This window comes from Spirosoma knui (genome assembly GCF_054780635.1).
The window spans coordinates 95378-112642 of sequence record NZ_BAAGVY010000016.1 but is presented as its reverse complement, the minus strand read 5'-3'; the positions used below and the strand labels follow the sequence as shown (position 1 = coordinate 112642).

Genomic DNA, 17265 nt, shown 5'->3' with positions numbered 1-17265 from the left:
CTTCGCTGAGGGTTAAAGGTGTTTATGTACCCACGGCTCGAACCGTGTTCAGCTTTGGGCCGTACTTATACTGGAATAGACCACGGGCTAAAGCCGAACGCGGTTCGGGCCGTGGCGTGGGTACGAACTAACTAATACGTTATTTCCCATTTTTTGTCGGTTTTCTCGCCCATGTCCAGCACCAGCGTGCCGCCATTCATCAACTCATCGTGCGTAAACGAAAGGGATGTTAAGGGCTTGCCGTTCAAGGTAGCCGACTGGATGTATTTGTTGCGACGCGATGACTTAGGAGCCAGCAAGGTGAATTTCTTCCCCGTAGGCAAGTCGATACTCACTTTAGTGAATAGTGGGCTGGTGATGCTGTAGCGGGGAAGGCCGGGCGTGGTGGGATAAAAACCCATGGCCGAGAAGACCACAAACGAGGACATGGACCCCCCATCTTCATCACCCGGAACCCCGAAGATCGTATCCTGGAACCAGGTGTCCAGCAGGAGCCGGGTGTATTTCTGGGTTTTCCAAGGGGCGTTGGTGTAATTGAAGAGATAGGGAATGAAGAAGGTCACCTGATTGCCCATCGCAAACTGACCGATCATACCCGTTTGGTCAGGAAATTTTTCCCAGAATACCGGCTTGCTGCGGTCGAGGCCTTCCCGAAAAAGCTGGTCGAGATTCTCTTCCAGTTTCTCAGGCCCACCCATCAATTCAGTGAGTCCTTTGATATCCTGCTGAACATTCCAGCGGTAGCTCCAGCCGTTGTTCTCGTTGTAATAGTCATTACCAGCATGCCCACCATCGAATTTCGGGTCAATTTCTATGAAGTTTCCCTGCGCATCTTTAGGTAGAAAAAAACCGGTCTTAGCGTGCCATACATTCTTGTAGTTCTGGGCTCGGGGCGCATATTTCTTATATACATCCTGATTGCCCAGTTCCTTACCCAGTTCACTCAACGCCCAACTATCGTAGCTGTTTCCCAACGTAATGGCAACAGCCGATCGACGTTGGCCATTGCCATGTAGTTTAGCAACAGAATCGGTTTCAACTTCGCCGGGACGGAGTGCTGGATAATAGCCTTTTGCGTAGTAAAAATCGTCCAGCGTGCCTTTCGGGTCATTACGGTGCGGGAGCATGGTTCGTTTATCGGCACTTTTTACCATGCCTTCAAGGGCTGTTTTCGCATCGAAATCCCGGATTCCTTTACGGTACGCATCCAGAAATACCACCATTGATTTAAATCCGAACATGCCTGCCCGATCACCAAAGAATTTAGGATATTCTGGTATCCAACCACTTTCCTTGTACATCCGCACATACGATTGCAGCATATCAGCTTCGCCTTTTGGATCAAGAATTGAACGTAAAGGGTGCAGAGCCAGGTAGTTACCCCAAGTATAATCGTCGGTGTAAAACGAGCGGGTATCCTCGTGCACCTTCTTATCGTATCCACTGAAATACTTCCCATCCTCCGACATGTCTACCATACGGGCATAACAGCGGTAAAGGGCCGTGTAAAAACTGCGTTTCTGAGCGTCGGTGCCGCCCTCTACCTTCACCTGTCCAATGGTTTTTGCCCAGGCCGCTTTCCCTTTCTCTTTAAGTTGATCGAACGTAACGTTGGTCAGTTCTTTCTCAAAGTTTTTCCTGGCCTGTTCGGGGCTGATAAACGAAATGGCGTAGCGAAATTCCTGCACAGGTGCATCGGATTCCGCATAACTGAAATAAGCCCGCTCACCATCTACTTTTTTATGCTTTTGAGGAGGCCCCAAAACTGTGTATCGACCCCAATCTTTTTCGCCCTGTTTCTTGCCACTTTCGGGTTTGCCCGACACCTTTCCATACAAATAGGCTATTCCTTTCTGCTGGTGATTGGCATCGTCCACGAACTCTACGCCTGTCAGGGTATTTCCATCCGTTAGGTCATATTTCCCCTTTGTATAGTAGTGCGAAAGCAGTAGGTTTTTTTTAGCCCCAGCTGGAAATGTAAAGCGGTAAATACCCGTTTTTTCGCCAGCGGTGTATTCCGTCAGTACGTCATCATCGGTCAGTTTAACGGAATAGTACCAGGGTTGTGTCACTTCCAGATCATGATCGTAGGTCAATCGTCTGTACCAACCCGTATCTGCCAAAACACCTGCATAAGGCTTGATAGCGAAAATAACCTGTGGCGTAATTATATTCAGGGACGACATTGGAAAGTCGGTGATCTGCATATCCAGATGATCCTGACGTTTCGGAAACATCCGCACCATTTGATTAGGTACCTGAACAATAGGCCGATTGGTGTTATAGAACGGAGCCACATTCCCAATTGTCGGATCAATGTAGTTCAGTCCAGTTGCCGACGTAGTGGGGGAGGAATTCTTTTTTTGCTGACCAAAACCAATTTTTATTCCAGTTAGAGAAAGAAGAAAAGGCAGGACGAATAAGGTATTGATTCGTAGGCTCATAGTAGAATTCTTTTTTACCCATCTCCTGTTTCTAAGAGATGGGAGAGAATGGTGATCAATGTCAATTATACCCTGGATTTTGCGGCAATACGGATGGATTATTGATTATTTGTATCTCGACCAGCGGAATCGGGAAAAGCGCATTAAACGCCTTGTAGCCAAGCGGCCCCAGTACGCTCGCCAACCGATCTGTACGGGCGAGATCAAACCACCGTACGCCTTCCATTGATAACTCGTATATCCGTTCGTCGTAGATTTTAGTACGTAGCTGGTCTTTTGTCAGGCCACTGAACGTGGGCATTTTGGCTCGGGTACGCACTTGATTCAGAAAGGTCAGTGCGAGATCTGTTTTGCCATTTTCGTTCAGGGCTTCGGCATACATCAACAAGACATCGGCATAGCGAATCACCTTCCAGTTCACTTTACTATCGTTCAGCGAATTAGTAATAGCCAGATACTTTTTGCTGAATGTCGCAATCTGTAAAAAGCCCTGGAAAACACCGTTGTTATCCGTATAACCCTTAGCTACTGTAACATCTCGTCGTGGATCGGTTGGATCAAACGAGTCGAACAGCGCGAGAGTTGGCGTATTTTGCTCGCCAGCTCCCCCCTTAATGCCGTAGAAGGTTTCGGCTAACGAATTGGCCGATTTTGGCAAAAACTTATTCGAGAAACCGCTGCCTGCACCAAGGTTACCATCCTGATACTCAATATCAAAGATGTACTCGCTATGGTGTTCATCTTTAGTGTAGTCGAACAGGTCTTTGTAATTAGGGAGCAATAAGTAGCCCAGTGTTGTCACTTCCTGAAATTTGGCCTCCGCTTTTACAAAATCCTTCCGGGTCATATACACCCGTCCTAAAATCGCTTTAGCGGCTCCTTTTGTGGCTCGGCCTACATCTACTCCCGTATATTTTGCGGGTAGCTTTGCTTCGGCTTCCAGTAAATCCTTGATAATGAGCTCATCGTAAATCTTATCCACCTTTTCCCGCACTTTGGTATAGCCTTCCTCAATGGTTGTCGGCTTGAGGTTTAAGGGAACATCTCCATAAATACGTACTAGGTCGAAATACGCCAAAGCCCGCAAAAATTTCGCTTCACCTACATGACGATCTTTATTAGTAACAACGGCAGGATCGGCGACGTCAATTTTCGACAGGATAAGATTCGCACGGTTAATGACGCTGTAATAATTCCGCCAGGTGGAGATCATTAACGCGGCATCGCTATTCATATTGAATTTATCCACCGAAATCAAAAAGGCATCATTCCCAAGGGCGTGCCACGAATCATCGGCCCGTAAATCGCCGAATATCCAGAAATCCTGATACTGGTTGCGCAGCATACTGTACACGCCAACCACCGCATCCTGAAAATCTTTGTCCGTTTTATAAACAGCTTCAACACTTACGGTAGATACCGGATTTAATTCAATAAAGCTTTTCTGACATGACATGGTAAGCATGGAGACGAAGAGAACAAGGCAGGCTATTTTTTTCATGTTCGTAGTTTTTACGGAATGCCTTCGTTTAAAATCCCACATTTAAACCAATGAGTAAGCTCTTGGGCAATGGATAATCATTAGCCTCTACGCCGGGCGTTAATGGATTGTCAGTCGTGCTGACATCCGGATTAAACGCTGTGTTTTTTGTGATAATAAATGGGTTTGATGCATTTGCATAAACTCGAAGCGAGTTAAGTCCGAGTTTCCGTACTATGGTTCCCGGCAACACATACGCTAACGATATGTTATTGACTCTGAGGTAAGTCCCTGTATCCAGGAATAGCTGGCTAGGCAATCGAACACCACCCGTAGGCGTATCGTTAGGTCGGGGTGTTTTTCCGTCGCCGGGGTCCTGCTCCGATTTCCAGTAATTATTGCTGAATGCATAACCTCTTACACGAGCGCGACCGCTATTGCCTCCTCCCCGTGATGTATTGTAAACCTGGCTTCCCTGTGAGCCCTGAATCGTAAAGCTCAGGCTGATATTTTTATAGCTGACGCGATTTGTCATACCATAATAAAAATCAGGATAAGGTGAACCCATGATCGTTTTATCCGCATTCGTAATAACACCATCGCCGTTAATGTCCACAAATCGAATATCGCCAACGCGGGAGCGGTCACTGCCCGTTGGGTTATAAAATGGTCCTTTATCCAACTCTGCCTGGGTTTTGAAAATGCCATTGGTCAACCAGCCAAAAAACATCCCGATGGGCTGACCAATCTGAGTGACGTTATTTCCCGAATAAATAGGATCGCCCTGTGGCCCCAATCTCACCACTTTGTTTCGATAGGTCGACAGGTTGAAATCCGTTGACCATTTAATTTGCCGGTCAACATTTACGGTGCTTAGCACAAATTCCCAACCCGTATTTCTCACTTCACCAATATTCTGTAAAGCCGTACTAAAACCGGTATTATTTGGAATATTTACGTTCAGTAACAGGTCCGTATTTTTCGATTGAAAATGGTCGATAGATGTGCTGATTCGGTTATTGATGAAGCTGGCATCAACCCCAAAGTTTATGGACGTTTGCTTCTCCCAAGTTAAGGACGGATTAGCGATACGTCCGGGTGCAATAGCTGTTGCGACCGAATTACCCAGGCCATAGTTTTCATAGGCAATTGTTCCGTACTGGTCATAGTTACCGATGTTATTATTTCCTGTTTCCCCGTAGCTGGTCCGAAGTTTCAACTCATTGAGGGCACGTATATTCTTCAGGAAATTTTCGTCAGAAACACGCCAGGCCAGGGCTACAGAAGGAAAAAGACCGTATTTATTTTCGGTTCCAAAGCGAGACGATCCATCAGTACGAATGGATGTAGTTAGGTAGTACTTACTATTGTAATTGTAATTAACTCGTGCCAGATACGACAACAACGACCACTCATAAATATTTGATGTCCCGTTCGTGATCAGGCCACCAACTGCACTTAACGTAGGCACTAAATTATTTGGAAACTTATTGCTACTGATCAGGTTGGACTCGCCACGTTCTTTCTGAACCGTGTAACCCGCCAATGCAGAAATGGAATGTTTATCAAAGGTTTTGGTATAATTCAGTGTATACTCGGTAAGCCAGTTCATTATCAGTGATGCGTTGTCAGTACCTAGCGCCAGTTCATTGGCAAAATAAACGCGTTGCGGTCTGAAATACATACCCTTTCCACTTATAAGGCTTCCCCCTATCAACACGTTGAATTTCAACCCATCCATGATTTGATAGTCGAGGTTGATATTCCCCAGCAAACGAAGGCCCTTTTGAGAAATAATGGTTTCATTAGCCACGGCCAATGGGTTATAGATATCAGCCATATCAGCCAGACCCGCGTAGTTGAAGTAGTTGCCATTCGCATTCAACAACGGCCGAAAATTATGAATCTGCAATGTAGAGGCTACGATACCTAGCGTACTGGCCGTGCCGCCACTAACACCAGTTGAGGGCAGCGAACGTTGATCTATATACGATGGATTGAAATTCAGCTTTAGGGATAGCCGTTTCGAAAGCTGGGCGTCAATATTGGTTCGTAGCGAATACCGCTTGAAACCACTGTTGATAATAATTCCATCCTGGTTGAAGTATTCGCCACTTACCGCATAGCGAATGCTTTCCGAACCTCCCGTAGCGGCTAATTGAATCTGGCGCTGGGGTGCTGTAATCAAGACTTTATCCAGCGAGTTTTCATCAATCGTATTGCGGCCTTCAATAACGTCCATAATAATAGCGGGAACCGGTGTGAACCAGGCAGTTGGTGGTCCCGTCACGTCTTTACCCGCATCCAGGTTTTTATTCCGCATGCCATCATAGTAGAACTGAGCCTGTTGGAGCGAATTCTTCATGATAGGCACTTTGGATACTTTCTGCCAGCCGTAATACGTATCCAGCGTAATGTTTGCTTTACCCGATTTGCCACGTTTGGTATTTATGATCACGACACCATTCGATCCACGCGAACCATAGATAGCCGTTGCGGAGGCATCCTTCAAAATATCCAGCGTTTCAATATCATTTGGGTTCAAGGTCTGGATATTATCAGTTGGAAAGCCATCGACAACATACAGCGGACCAGCGCCTGCCGAAATACTACCGATACCACGAACCCGAATTTGCGGGGCAGCCCCGGGTTCGCCCGAAACGGCCTTCACCTGAACACCCGCCACCCGTCCAGCCAATCCCTGTTCGATACGGGTTACGCCTAAATCTTTTACTTCTTTGCTGCTTATCACGCCCACCGAACCAGTCAAATCCTTTTTCTTGACAGTTCCGTATCCGACAACGACAATTTCATCGAGTGTTTTGTCATCTGTTTTAAGTGTAACATCCACAACGGCCCGATTTCCAATAACCACTTCCTGAGGTAGATAACCCACAAAACTAAAGATCAGGGTAGCTGCTGCAGAGGGGACATCCAGTTTATACATCCCCTCTGCATCAGTGGTTGCTCCTTTCTGAGTGCCTTTTACCACAATACTTACACCAGGTAATCCCTCGCCTTTTTCGTCGATGACTTTCCCCTGAACCGGTATATCGGCCGGTACAGGAACATGCATTTCAGGCGAATTGTAGGCTTGTAAAGAAGCCCGGTTTAGCGGAGTCGTCGACAGGATTCCCGTACTTTCGGAATCATTTGGTGCACCCTGATTAATCGCGTTTTGATTCTTTCGGTTTTTCACGATCACGTAAACACCTTCCCGCACTTTTTTGAAGCGAAGGTCGTGCGGATGAAGGACCTTCATTAAATTCTCTTCAAGTGTTGCCGATGTTTCAATGACAGACGAATTCACGGATTGATTCACCAGCCGATCTTCGAATAAAATATCGACATGATAACGAGCTTTAAACTGAATCAGGACATTGCGCAGAGAAAGAGTCGTTGTAGCGGGTACAGTTTGCGTACTCGCTGCTACAATTCTTGTGCTGGCTAATAATTGGGCGGGAGCCTTATAGCACACAGATAGCAAAATACTGTGAAACAATACTTTACGAGTTACCCGTAAAAAGTATCTCATGGTTTAACGGGATTTAGAGAGTAGGAATTAATCTTTAAAAACGATTTTATTATTCTGGCGTGTGAAGTTTATGTCGAACAGTTCGGTGATCATTTCCAGAACCTCATCGGCATTATGAGCGCGAAAAGAACCCGTGGCCGTTCGTTGGGCTAGTTCAGGGTCTTTTATTTCGACCTGAAACCCATAAGTTTCCTGTAGTATGGAGGCAATCTCGTTTAAAGAGGTTCTTTCTAATGTAAACCGTTGGTGTTTCCAGGCCGACTGGACTTCCGGATTGGCCGTATGGGCCCGGGTTAATTTGCCAGCGTTATCCATAGTCACTAGATCACCGGGTTTCATAATAATAGACGACGCTTTGGGTGTCTGGCTCATTTGCAAGGCAACTTTGCCAGTGCGAAGGGTAATCTGAGATCGTCGCTTGCGGGCAAAAACCGTAAACTGAGTCCCTAATACGGTTACCTGTAATCCTTTGGGTGTTACAACCACAAAGCGCTGGTTCAGAGGAGAATGCTGCACTTGAAAGTCAGCTTCGCCGGTTAGTTCAACAGTACGTACTCCATCGCCGAAACCAAAACGAGGAAACCGGATCGAGGAATTCGCATTTAGCGTAACCAGCGATCCATCAGTTAACTTAACCTGCCTTGTTTGACCGTATCCAACCTGAATTGTTTTATAAAAAATACTATCCTTTAGGCCAAACATGGAGGCTCCGAGTAGTGTAATTAGAGCAATAGATGCCACCAGTTTATGCGGATAACTCGACCACCAATTGTTATTCGTAGATATTGCTATAAACGGCTGACTTTCGGGCGTTTCCTGATTCACTCGGGCCTGCGTTAGTTCAAAGGCATCCTGCCAGGAAGTGGATGCCTGCAAATGGGTTAATTCCCATTCATGCAGCCATTGATAGTAGTGCTCCTGATTATCCTTATTCTGTAGCCAGACCTCAATTGCTTTTTTCTGAAGCGGTGTAGTATGACCGGAGAAATAGTCGAATAATAGATTTTTTATGATAATATCTTCCATGCGATAAGCAATCATTTATTAGGTTGACATTGAAGGTGTGTTTTACCCTTAGTTAACTAACCAGAAAAAGAAGACCTATCACGAAAACGACTTTACGGAGATCGCTTAATGCACGGGCTATATGAGCCTCAATCGTCTTCAGCGCCAGACCAAGCTCTGTAGCGATTTCGTGGTTCTTCTTTCCTTCGAACCGACTAAGTAGAAAAACGCGCTGGCATTGAGGAGGCAGATTATGTATACTCTGCTCGATTCGTTGCAATAGCTCATCATACTCAACAAGTTGCTGCGGGCTTTCAGAGCCGGGCATATGTTCCGAATATTCAGAAGAAGTCATACTCCGTTCCTCTCTGAGCTCGTATCGGATATAGGTATAGGCCCGGTTACGAACGGCCGCATATAAATAAGCCCGATAGGTTCCTTCAATGGAATTGAAACTCTTACTTTTCCAGAAATCATGAAAGACCTCGCAGACAATATCTTCAGCCTTCTCCTTTGTATAGACAAAGCGAATCGCATGGCTATAAAGAGCCTGATAATAGATACGAAAGAGGGCTTCAAAACCTTTGTTTGTCGACTCCGCAAAGGCTACTCGGACCAGATGTTCGTTATCTACCACTACTGATTGTCTATCATCGTGCCGGAGAAAACTCCCTTTGTTAAAAGAAGTCTCTGAAATAGATTGATTTTCTACTGAGCGCATTGGCTAAAGGGAGTATTTAGTAGGGTGACATAGTTTCACGAGTTTACCCTTAGTCAAAGGCAATAAATATTTAAAAAAAAACTTTGTGAAGTTATATTCTAACGTCGCGCAGTGGAGATGTTTGATGGAAGACTCGTCTATCCAATAGCCTGGCTTCTACTAAAGTATTTTGGATAGCTTTGAGGTAAAGTTGACTTGCGCGGGTAAATTGATTCCTATGAGTTGGTCCTATCCGGACATGAAACTTTTTAACTTCGTATCAAATGGCCAAACATTCATTTCCGCAGTTCACCTGATCTACACTCGCGAAGATGGCATGACTTATGGACTCTATGTTCGGTATATACTGTTACGTATCGGGCAGCGTTAGACGTCAATAAAAATCTGATCGGGTTCTAAAGGGGGTTACACCTGAGCATGTGATCCATGTCAACCGCTTCCCAGCTGGAGCAACGATTTGGATCACATGCTGGGCATCATCCACCCGCACGACCTGCTAATCACCCTGCGACAGCATCCATCTGTCGTCTGTGTGCCCTAACTAAACCGTTGCTAGTGGTTCCATTCGCCTTTTGCTGCGCGATTTGCAGCGGCAGCGTAACGTCATGGCGTTAGTGAGCAATGAATATGGTGGCTCCGAGGGCTTGGTAACTATGAAAGATATTCCGGAGGAACTAGTTGACGAAATACAGGATGACTCCGACGAGGAACGCCCGATGGTGGAACAGATCAATGAGACAACTTATTTTGTCCTAGCCACCCAGTCGCTCGAAGATCTTAACGCACTTTTGCCTCACCCTTTACACCAACAGGGCGATTACGAATCGCTGGCTGGTATCCTGCTGGGTCGATTTGGCCGGTTGCCCAGCGAAGGAGAAAAACCAGAGTCGATAACTACGAAGCGACCATAACGGCCCGGATCGGCAACTCCATTGAACGGGTACAATTGCGTGACTTGACCGTCGATCAGGCGGCCGAATAAGCGTTTACTAACAATAATGTCGGAACATCTTTCAGCTTACTGGCCATGGCTTCTTCTAATTCCGACGGGTGTGTTGTCCTGATTTTATTCGGAGGTTTTTCTGAACGGTGGTCGGGTAGGAAGGAAGAGACTGAAAACATGCTTTTTCACGTTCAAAAAATCCGTTCAGTTTTATAGTTCAGCGTTTTCAGTCATGCTGAGGTTTTATTGAACTCTTTATTATGCAGCGTGCTTTATAAGCTTATAAATTTATAGTTATCTAACCAGTTCTTAATTCAACTGGATACTCTTTTATCTTTTTTCCTTACCTGGCTCTGGCCATCTTTCAGGAGGTTCAAGCGCTCTTTCTCGTTCTTTTCCTCTATCTGGACCAGGTATATCCCTACGCTCTGGTTCGCGGGGGCGTGGAGGGTTGCTGGGGTTAGGTCTCTGGCGATCAGGGCTTTGTTGGTTCAACATACTAAAAGTTAATTATTTTCGGTCTTAGGCATCCACAACGTTTCAGGCGGAATTTGCTTATTAACAGTTTCAAAGCATTTCTTTGCCAGCTTGGCGTTCTGGTTTGCATCGTCATCAGCTGCAAGCGTATTCCGTCGGTTCAATGTCCTTTCGTAAGATTCTTTTAGCCTATCTAAAAAACTCTGCTGCTGCTCAATCTCACTAACAATATACTTAAGATCATAATATATATCTCCATGCCCGACAAAGAGTTTGCTATACCTTTCAATTTCTTTTGGTAGATCTAAAATGGGTTTAGCAATAGCAACTACTGCTACAATTGCAGTTATAATGCCCCAGACAGTAGCTCCAATTTCATTTCTCCAGATAAGCCAACCACCTATAACTGATGATGAGCCAACTGCCAAAAAGATGTCTAGAATTCTGTTCCAACGTCTGTACTTGTTGAGTTTACAGCCATAGTATTGACGATTATATAATGCCGTTCGATAGCAATCATAAATGTCTCTGAGTTGACGACGAAGAATCTCGTTATTAACCTGTGTATTCATTTTAAGATATATCGTGTAAACGCCTATGGGAGTATAAGTGGTTTGCTCAAATTGATTGGTTAGGTTCGGAATTTCGCAAGTTCAATCGCACGGTTTATTCCAATCAGCTCACCTAACTGAGTTTCGTCTAGTGCCCATAAATTCGCAGGGTCACGTATCCCATTCTGAATGAGTATCAAGATTTCTCCACGAGTCAAAGTTGATATCTTTATCAAAGGTAATGCTGTAACCGGTAAGCCAGTTTCTAAGCGGGTAGTCAACGTATCCAATTCCTCATCGTTTAAGTCAAGAATCGGATATAGTGCTTGCACGATGGGAACAACAGAACGTAAGTGAAATCGTGTGGCATCAGCTATACGTCGCACATCGCCATAACTCATTGGTAAAAATGAGTTGTTGGTATAGGTACTTTCAATGGTTTCCATTGAGGTCCCCCTTATCCAATCATTTACGACTAAAGTTCGTTTTGATCGGCGATAGTAATCCAGTGGATCGGTTAACGAACGTCCATAAAGATGAACAATGTCCTCTCCAAAATGTATGGCTACGTGGCGAGGCCACGTCTTTTCAAGGCTACCATTCTTAAATAGTGGCGTATATGTATCGTCAAGTTCAGGTAAGACCTGAGTAAGAGCCAACAGACGTTCCAGACTTACCGTTGCGGAACCTATTTGTTGCAGAACTTGCAGCAAACGAACGATGGAAGGAAACGCCAGCGACGAGTTAGCAGAAGCAAATCCCAACAGTGTTAATTGTACATGCTTGTCTTCTTGTTCTACCAAACCGTATCGAATAAGGTCTACCATAATCCGCTCGACATGCACTTCAGTTCGCTGTCTCCAATCCGGATCAGCACGACCGGCTATATATCCTCCGTATGTATTAGCCAGCAGTGAGGATACATCATTACGTAGCAAACGCGGTATCTGCGCCAGTAATCGCAGTACCCACGTGGCCAAGTGACTGTTTGAGAAAGAGGAACGCAGCGGTTCAGGTCGACCTAAAACGTACTTTTGAAAAAGATGCCGACGTTCCAAAGACGTGTTGGCAATTATGAAAGACTGGCCGCGTTCGTTGTAGCCTAGACGACCGGCGCGGCCAACCATATTCTTATACTCGGCAATTGTAAATGGACGTCCATCCTCCCCTACGAATTCCGTTTCTCCTAAAATTACTGCGGATGCCGGTGTATTAATTCCGGCTGCAAGTGTGCTTGTCGCTCCCAGAACATGTACGCTTCCATTCTTTATCCGAAAACTTCGTTCCACTGCTTCGCGCTCTTCACGTGATAGATTGCTATTATGAAAGGCGGTACCTCCCAGTAAGCAATCATGTAAACGGGCGGAAGTCTTTGAAAGATCATTCGCAGGTAATAACGCCAGCACATCATGGGCAGGTGGTAGATTTAGATCCTTCGCCAAATAACCGGCTACTCCCTCTGCTTTGCCACGCATATTGCGGAAGACAATAAGTTTAGCTCCAACTTGTTGCTTCAGAAGCACGTTGGCAAGCGGAACAATAACATCTTGGGCACCAGCCTCCTTGCGACGTTGTACAACGGCTCCTGGTGGCAGCAATTGACGGGTTTGTACAGTTAGCGTATCAGTATCGATGTACTCAAATATGCCCGAGCGGTCGATGACTCCTTCTTCGAGAGGCACTGGCCGACGGGTGCTTATGAGAGCATTACACTTTATCCAATGCTCGAATCCATTCGTATCACCAATTACAGCAGAAAGTGCCACTACTTGAGGAGAAATGCCCCGTTCTCGGGAGGCTAATAGGTATGTAAGTAGAAGTTCTACTATAATGCCACGGTTAGGCTCGGTTATAAACTGGGCTTCGTCGATAACGACGACACCAATGCGGTTGAGTGTCCCTTGGTTTTTTACAACCAGATTAAGAAACATTTCATACGTGAGCAAGGCTATATCGTATTTGCCCCGTATAAAAGCGTTGGTTGAATCTTGAAAATCGCCCGTACAACGAATAACACGTAGACCTAGCTTTGTATTATACAGTGCAGTGAAGTCTTCATATTTCTCATTAGTCAAGGCTTTGTACGGTAATAGGAACACAGCCCGTTGATTGGCTGTTGCGGCCCTGACAGCGGCCATTTCTCCAATGAATGTTTTACCACTGCTGGTTGGAGCCACTACGAGGAGAGATTGCCCGTCCAATAACCGGTGTTCGTTGACAGCAGATAGTTGAAGCTCGTTTAAACCATCCGGGTAGGCCGCTGCCCAAGATGAAAGAATCGTCTGGGGCAGATTGAAACCCGCTAATTCATTAATATCAGTAGATACGTGAAGGCCGGTCTTCTCAGGAAATTCTTTATAGTAATTAGTCCCGGGTCGTAAGGTTGGTAGGGTGAAACCACCCTCAAAGTCTCCCACCCATTTAGGGGTTTGTGTCAGACCGAAACGATTGGCTTCGGCACGTACTCGGCCCGATACATCAGCCATCATGTGAGCAACCTCCAAGGGGCCATCTGATGTTTGTAAAGCGTCTATTAGTGCGTAAGTAAGCAATCCGTGTCCATCAACTTCCCAAGCTTCCTCGTCTACGTTAGCTGCAGCCAGCAGGACACGTCCCCTACCCGTGAATGATTCTTCAAGAGAAAAACCGCTGCCTCGTGATTGTAAGCCGTCTTCAATCACTTTAGCTGACGCGCCACCGCTAAAGCAGCAATCCAATACCAGCAGAATATGACGGGCTTTGCTTCTACGGAACCGCTCAGCTAAAGCTGCCATTGAAATGGTCGTTTCTGCCAAATTCTCTTTATCCGTATCGTGGGCCACCAACCGATGGTTGTGAGTACCGTGTCCAGAGAAAGCCAAGAGAACAATATCCTGTTCATTGGCCGCATCAAGTGTTTGAGCGAACACTTCATCCATTCTGGCAACCGTTGCTTGCTCATCGACCAACAAAACCGGGGACGTTTCAGGAAGTGTATCCTGCCAGAGTGCCCACAGGGCCGTGGCATCCCGCCGAGCGCAGCTTAAGTCAGGTATATTTTGATCTGCGTGTCGGTTTATACCGATAAATCCAGCAAGCAATCGGGTCGAACTCATAGAATTTGATTAAAAAATTAATTGTAATAGTCTATCCTCCGTCCCAAGTCAGTAATTTCTATTGCTTGGCTTTACTCCTCATTCGCCGGGTAGTCTAATCGTTGACGAGCTTGCTCAATAGCTAAGTGTAGTTTTTGCTCCAATATGGTGGTTGGCAACTGATGGGTTAGATATTCAGCGACTCGTATGTCGCCTTTGTCCAATTGCATCAGTTCAATATGCTCCCGTGTTTTCTCGGCGCACAGAATTAGGCCAATCGGCGAAGCTTCGCCTTCTAGCATTTCATACTGTTTCAACCACCCCAGATAGAGTTCCATTTGACCTTTATATGCCGCCTTGAAGCGACCTAGCTTTAGGTCAATAGCAACGAGTCTCCGTAATCGTCGATGATAGAACAATAAGTCAATTCGGTGATCTTCTCCGTCAATAACAATGCGCTTTTGCCTGGCCATAAAGGCAAAGTCACTTCCTAACTCTATGATAAATTTTTGTAGCTCTGACAAAATAGCATCTTCCAGTTCCTGTTCAGAGTAGTTATTCTCTAGTCCTAAAAAGTCTAGTACATAGGGATCTCGAAAAACTAAGTCTGCTGAGAGTTGATTATCGTTCTGCAACTGGGCTAACTCTTGCCTTATTGTTTCTTCAGGTAACCGCGAAATCGCTGTACGTTCATAAAGCATACCGTCCAACTTCTTCTGGAGCGTTCGTACGCTCCACCGCTCCAATCGAGCCATCTGCATGTAAAAGTCACGTTTTAACTCATCTTTGATGGTTACAAACGTGACGAAATGAGACCAACTGAATTGTTCAGACACTGTCTGAACAATCTGGGGATCGTGATATAATCGGGCTAGTTCAACAGCATTAGTCAAATTGGCCACGCTAAACCCTCGACCGAATTCGGCAATCAACTGCTCACTAAGCCGGCGAATCGTCTGTTTCCCGTATTCAGCTCGACCCTGATTTAATATGTCCTCATTGATTCGTTTCCCGATAGCCCAGTAGAGCGTAGTAATTTCCGAATTAATAACCGAGGCTATTTGATGGCGCGATTGGGCAATGAGACTACGTAAATCATTAAGTAGGGGATCAGAACCAAGTATGACTGGACTCATGTAGTTTTGAAAAGCTGATCGGAAAAGTCGAAAAGGGAAATAAGTTTTCGTTACTCTTTATACAATACGATGGCTAAGTATATAAAAGTAAACTCCTTTTCGTGATAATCACTTTGATAAAGCCCCACCTAATTGACTTGCGCCTTCAAAAATAGCCTCGAAAAATAACTTGATTGCTTCATGGTCCCGATTGTAAAAGGCTTCTAGGAGTTTTCTCAAGTTCGTATTAACGGCATCCTCTCGACGATAGAATTTGGCATTCTCTAAAACGACTCCGAGTGCTAACTCAACTTGTGACTCTACCTCATCCATTTGCATAAATATACGACCAGGACTAATGGCGATTTTCGGACCAACTAATTCAATAGCCGGTGCCTTTGCTAACGTTTGCAAGGCAACATTCAAACTTTCTGCTCGCTCAACCTGAATGTGCCGCCAATACCAATTTAATAATCGACGGACAGAACGAACTTGTAGACGGGGAACAACTTTACCAGGAATAAATGCCCAAGTAGAGCGTAAAATCAAATCAAGCTGCTCGGCTAAAAAATCATCTTCTCGGTTCTTTACTGTATTTACCGAATTCATTTTAACATAATCCAGCTGATGAATGAGCGCATACAAATCGGCCATATAGTCTAACTCTTCTAAGCAATTTTCAAACCGACCGATATCCTTAACCGTAAACTTATTCAACGAATGATGTCCATGTACATATTCGTGAAAGAAAAATAATCGGATTAATTGCTCTAATTCCTCTTCGTCTTTACAGGCTTTATCTAATCCAATTAACAATGAATCGCTTAACTTCCATTGATTTCTTAGATTGGTGTACTCATTACCCGGATAAGGTAATGGGTCTATGGTATCTTTTTGAATTACGACTTCCCAGATCGGTGGCAATTGCGGAAAAGGATGGGCCTTAGATAAGTTTGTATGATAGTCTAAGTGTTCATACCATTTTCGAGTCTTCCCACGCGCAGCATCCTGTTTGTTTATGGCATATTGTTGAATTTGGGCAAGTACTTTGGTAAATATATTCTCACGAATATGTCGGGCACGATCTTGTTCATCACTCGTAAGTACTACCGATGCCGCATTTGCTCCTTCTGCGGTTAGAAGAATTGCTTTGCGTTGCCCCTCTGGTTGCCGAAAGCGATACGTTTGAACGGGAACATTATTACGCAGATGCAACTCTTGACCAATTACAAAACAGACCGGAGCCGGGGCGGCAACAAACAAATGAATTAGCTCAACACTTGGGCGTTGATGGATCAGTGCGGCTAAAGCCTGCCTGAACTCTTCCCTAATTTTTTGTACATCGTCAGCCGAGCGTACTATACTAGCAACTGAGGGAGAACGTTCACCATCTACTTGAATTCGCACATCAGCTAACCGGTCTTTACCGATAACGGCTTCAATGCTTTCGTCGCTAATCAAGGCTGAAATCTCAACCCTCATCACGGCTGCACCACTATACGTAACAGCTTCAGTCGGCAAACCCAAGGTTTTTACTTTCAAGTTCGATTTTGAAGCTGGCCAAGTCCATGGATTTTCGCTGGCATCCCGATGGAAATCGTAAACTTCGAATCGACGTTGGTCACTGATATAGGCTCCCAGAGCGATCACATGTGGAATCTCCGCCAGACCAAAATATAACAGTTTACCCCCCCCTTGTTCATCCGCCTTCTGCTTAATTTCTCTAGCCTTTTGAAGTATATACTGTTGTGAATCATCCCAGATACCTCCTTCAATAGAAAATGGACGCATGTCAACATCAACAATTTCACGAGGGAGTTTATGTTCATCCTCAGCTAATACAGAAAGAATTTCGGTGTTGTCAATAGCGCGCAACGTAGATTGCTGTTTTATCAGTAATATGTTGGTATAGGTTGCCAT

10 protein-coding genes are annotated in these 17265 nt (G+C 45.2%); 1 reads left to right on the top strand and 9 read right to left on the bottom strand.

Features of this window, described 5'->3' with window-relative positions:
- Window positions 1-131 precede the first annotated feature (131 nt).
- The 5 genes from ACYVIY_RS25510 to ACYVIY_RS25490 all read right to left on the bottom strand — a co-directional run bounded on the left by ACYVIY_RS25510 (window position 132) and on the right by ACYVIY_RS25490 (window position 9185).
- The gene (locus tag ACYVIY_RS25510) at window positions 132-2444 is read right to left on the bottom strand and encodes a GH92 family glycosyl hydrolase (protein WP_460979363.1); all 2313 of its coding nucleotides are present in this window, start codon (window positions 2442-2444) and stop codon (window positions 132-134) included.
- A 61-nt stretch (window positions 2445-2505) separates the two neighbouring features.
- Window positions 2506-3945, bottom strand: a complete 1440-nt coding sequence (locus ACYVIY_RS25505) for a RagB/SusD family nutrient uptake outer membrane protein (protein WP_460979362.1) — start codon at window positions 3943-3945, stop codon at window positions 2506-2508.
- Window positions 3946-3973: 28 nt separating this feature from the next.
- Window positions 3974-7459, bottom strand: coding sequence for a SusC/RagA family TonB-linked outer membrane protein (locus ACYVIY_RS25500; protein WP_460979361.1), 3486 nt, complete (start codon window positions 7457-7459; stop codon window positions 3974-3976).
- Window positions 7460-7486: 27 nt separating this feature from the next.
- Window positions 7487-8500: a FecR family protein gene (locus ACYVIY_RS25495; RefSeq protein ID WP_460979360.1), complete on the bottom strand. Its 1014-nt coding sequence runs from the start codon at window positions 8498-8500 to the stop codon at window positions 7487-7489.
- A 37-nt stretch (window positions 8501-8537) separates the two neighbouring features.
- Complete coding sequence (locus tag ACYVIY_RS25490) at window positions 8538-9185, bottom strand: RNA polymerase sigma-70 factor (RefSeq protein WP_460979359.1); 648 nt, start codon at window positions 9183-9185, stop codon at window positions 8538-8540.
- A 572-nt stretch (window positions 9186-9757) separates the two neighbouring features.
- Between ACYVIY_RS25490 and ACYVIY_RS25485 the strand changes: the two genes are divergently transcribed.
- On the top strand, window positions 9758-10096 hold the full coding sequence (locus ACYVIY_RS25485) for a transporter associated domain-containing protein (protein ID WP_460979358.1): 339 nt from the start codon (window positions 9758-9760) through the stop codon (window positions 10094-10096).
- 538 nt (window positions 10097-10634) lie between these two features.
- Here ACYVIY_RS25485 and ACYVIY_RS25480 read toward each other — a convergent pair.
- The 4 genes from ACYVIY_RS25480 to ACYVIY_RS25465 form a co-directional block, all read right to left on the bottom strand.
- Window positions 10635-11177 carry a hypothetical protein gene (locus ACYVIY_RS25480; RefSeq protein WP_460979357.1) on the bottom strand — a complete coding sequence of 181 codons (543 nt, stop codon included), beginning with the start codon at window positions 11175-11177 and terminating at the stop codon, window positions 10635-10637.
- A 59-nt stretch (window positions 11178-11236) separates the two neighbouring features.
- Window positions 11237-14251, bottom strand: coding sequence for a DEAD/DEAH box helicase (locus tag ACYVIY_RS25475; protein WP_460979356.1), 3015 nt, complete (start codon window positions 14249-14251; stop codon window positions 11237-11239).
- A gap of 71 nt (window positions 14252-14322) precedes the next feature.
- Window positions 14323-15366: a PDDEXK nuclease domain-containing protein gene (locus ACYVIY_RS25470; protein ID WP_460979355.1), complete on the bottom strand. Its 1044-nt coding sequence runs from the start codon at window positions 15364-15366 to the stop codon at window positions 14323-14325.
- Between the two features lie 108 nt (window positions 15367-15474).
- Window positions 15475-17265: an SAVED domain-containing protein gene (locus ACYVIY_RS25465; RefSeq protein WP_460979353.1), complete on the bottom strand. Its 1791-nt coding sequence runs from the start codon at window positions 17263-17265 to the stop codon at window positions 15475-15477.

What these genes read in the sequence shown, in the direction of transcription:
- ACYVIY_RS25510 (WP_460979363.1), bottom strand. Translation starts at nt 2,444, where the DNA reads ATGAGCCTACGAATCAATACCTTATTCGTCCTGCCTTTTCTTCTTTCT.
- ACYVIY_RS25505 (WP_460979362.1), bottom strand. Translation starts at nt 3,945, where the DNA reads ATGAAAAAAATAGCCTGCCTTGTTCTCTTCGTCTCCATGCTTACCATG.
- ACYVIY_RS25500 (WP_460979361.1), bottom strand. Translation starts at nt 7,459, where the DNA reads ATGAGATACTTTTTACGGGTAACTCGTAAAGTATTGTTTCACAGTATT.
- ACYVIY_RS25495 (WP_460979360.1), bottom strand. Translation starts at nt 8,500, where the DNA reads ATGATTGCTTATCGCATGGAAGATATTATCATAAAAAATCTATTATTC.
- ACYVIY_RS25490 (WP_460979359.1), bottom strand. Translation starts at nt 9,185, where the DNA reads ATGCGCTCAGTAGAAAATCAATCTATTTCAGAGACTTCTTTTAACAAA.
- ACYVIY_RS25480 (WP_460979357.1), bottom strand. Translation starts at nt 11,177, where the DNA reads ATGAATACACAGGTTAATAACGAGATTCTTCGTCGTCAACTCAGAGAC.
- ACYVIY_RS25475 (WP_460979356.1), bottom strand. Translation starts at nt 14,251, where the DNA reads ATGAGTTCGACCCGATTGCTTGCTGGATTTATCGGTATAAACCGACAC.
- ACYVIY_RS25470 (WP_460979355.1), bottom strand. Translation starts at nt 15,366, where the DNA reads ATGAGTCCAGTCATACTTGGTTCTGATCCCCTACTTAATGATTTACGT.
- ACYVIY_RS25465 (WP_460979353.1), bottom strand. Translation starts at nt 17,265, where the DNA reads ATGGCAACCTATACCAACATATTACTGATAAAACAGCAATCTACGTTG.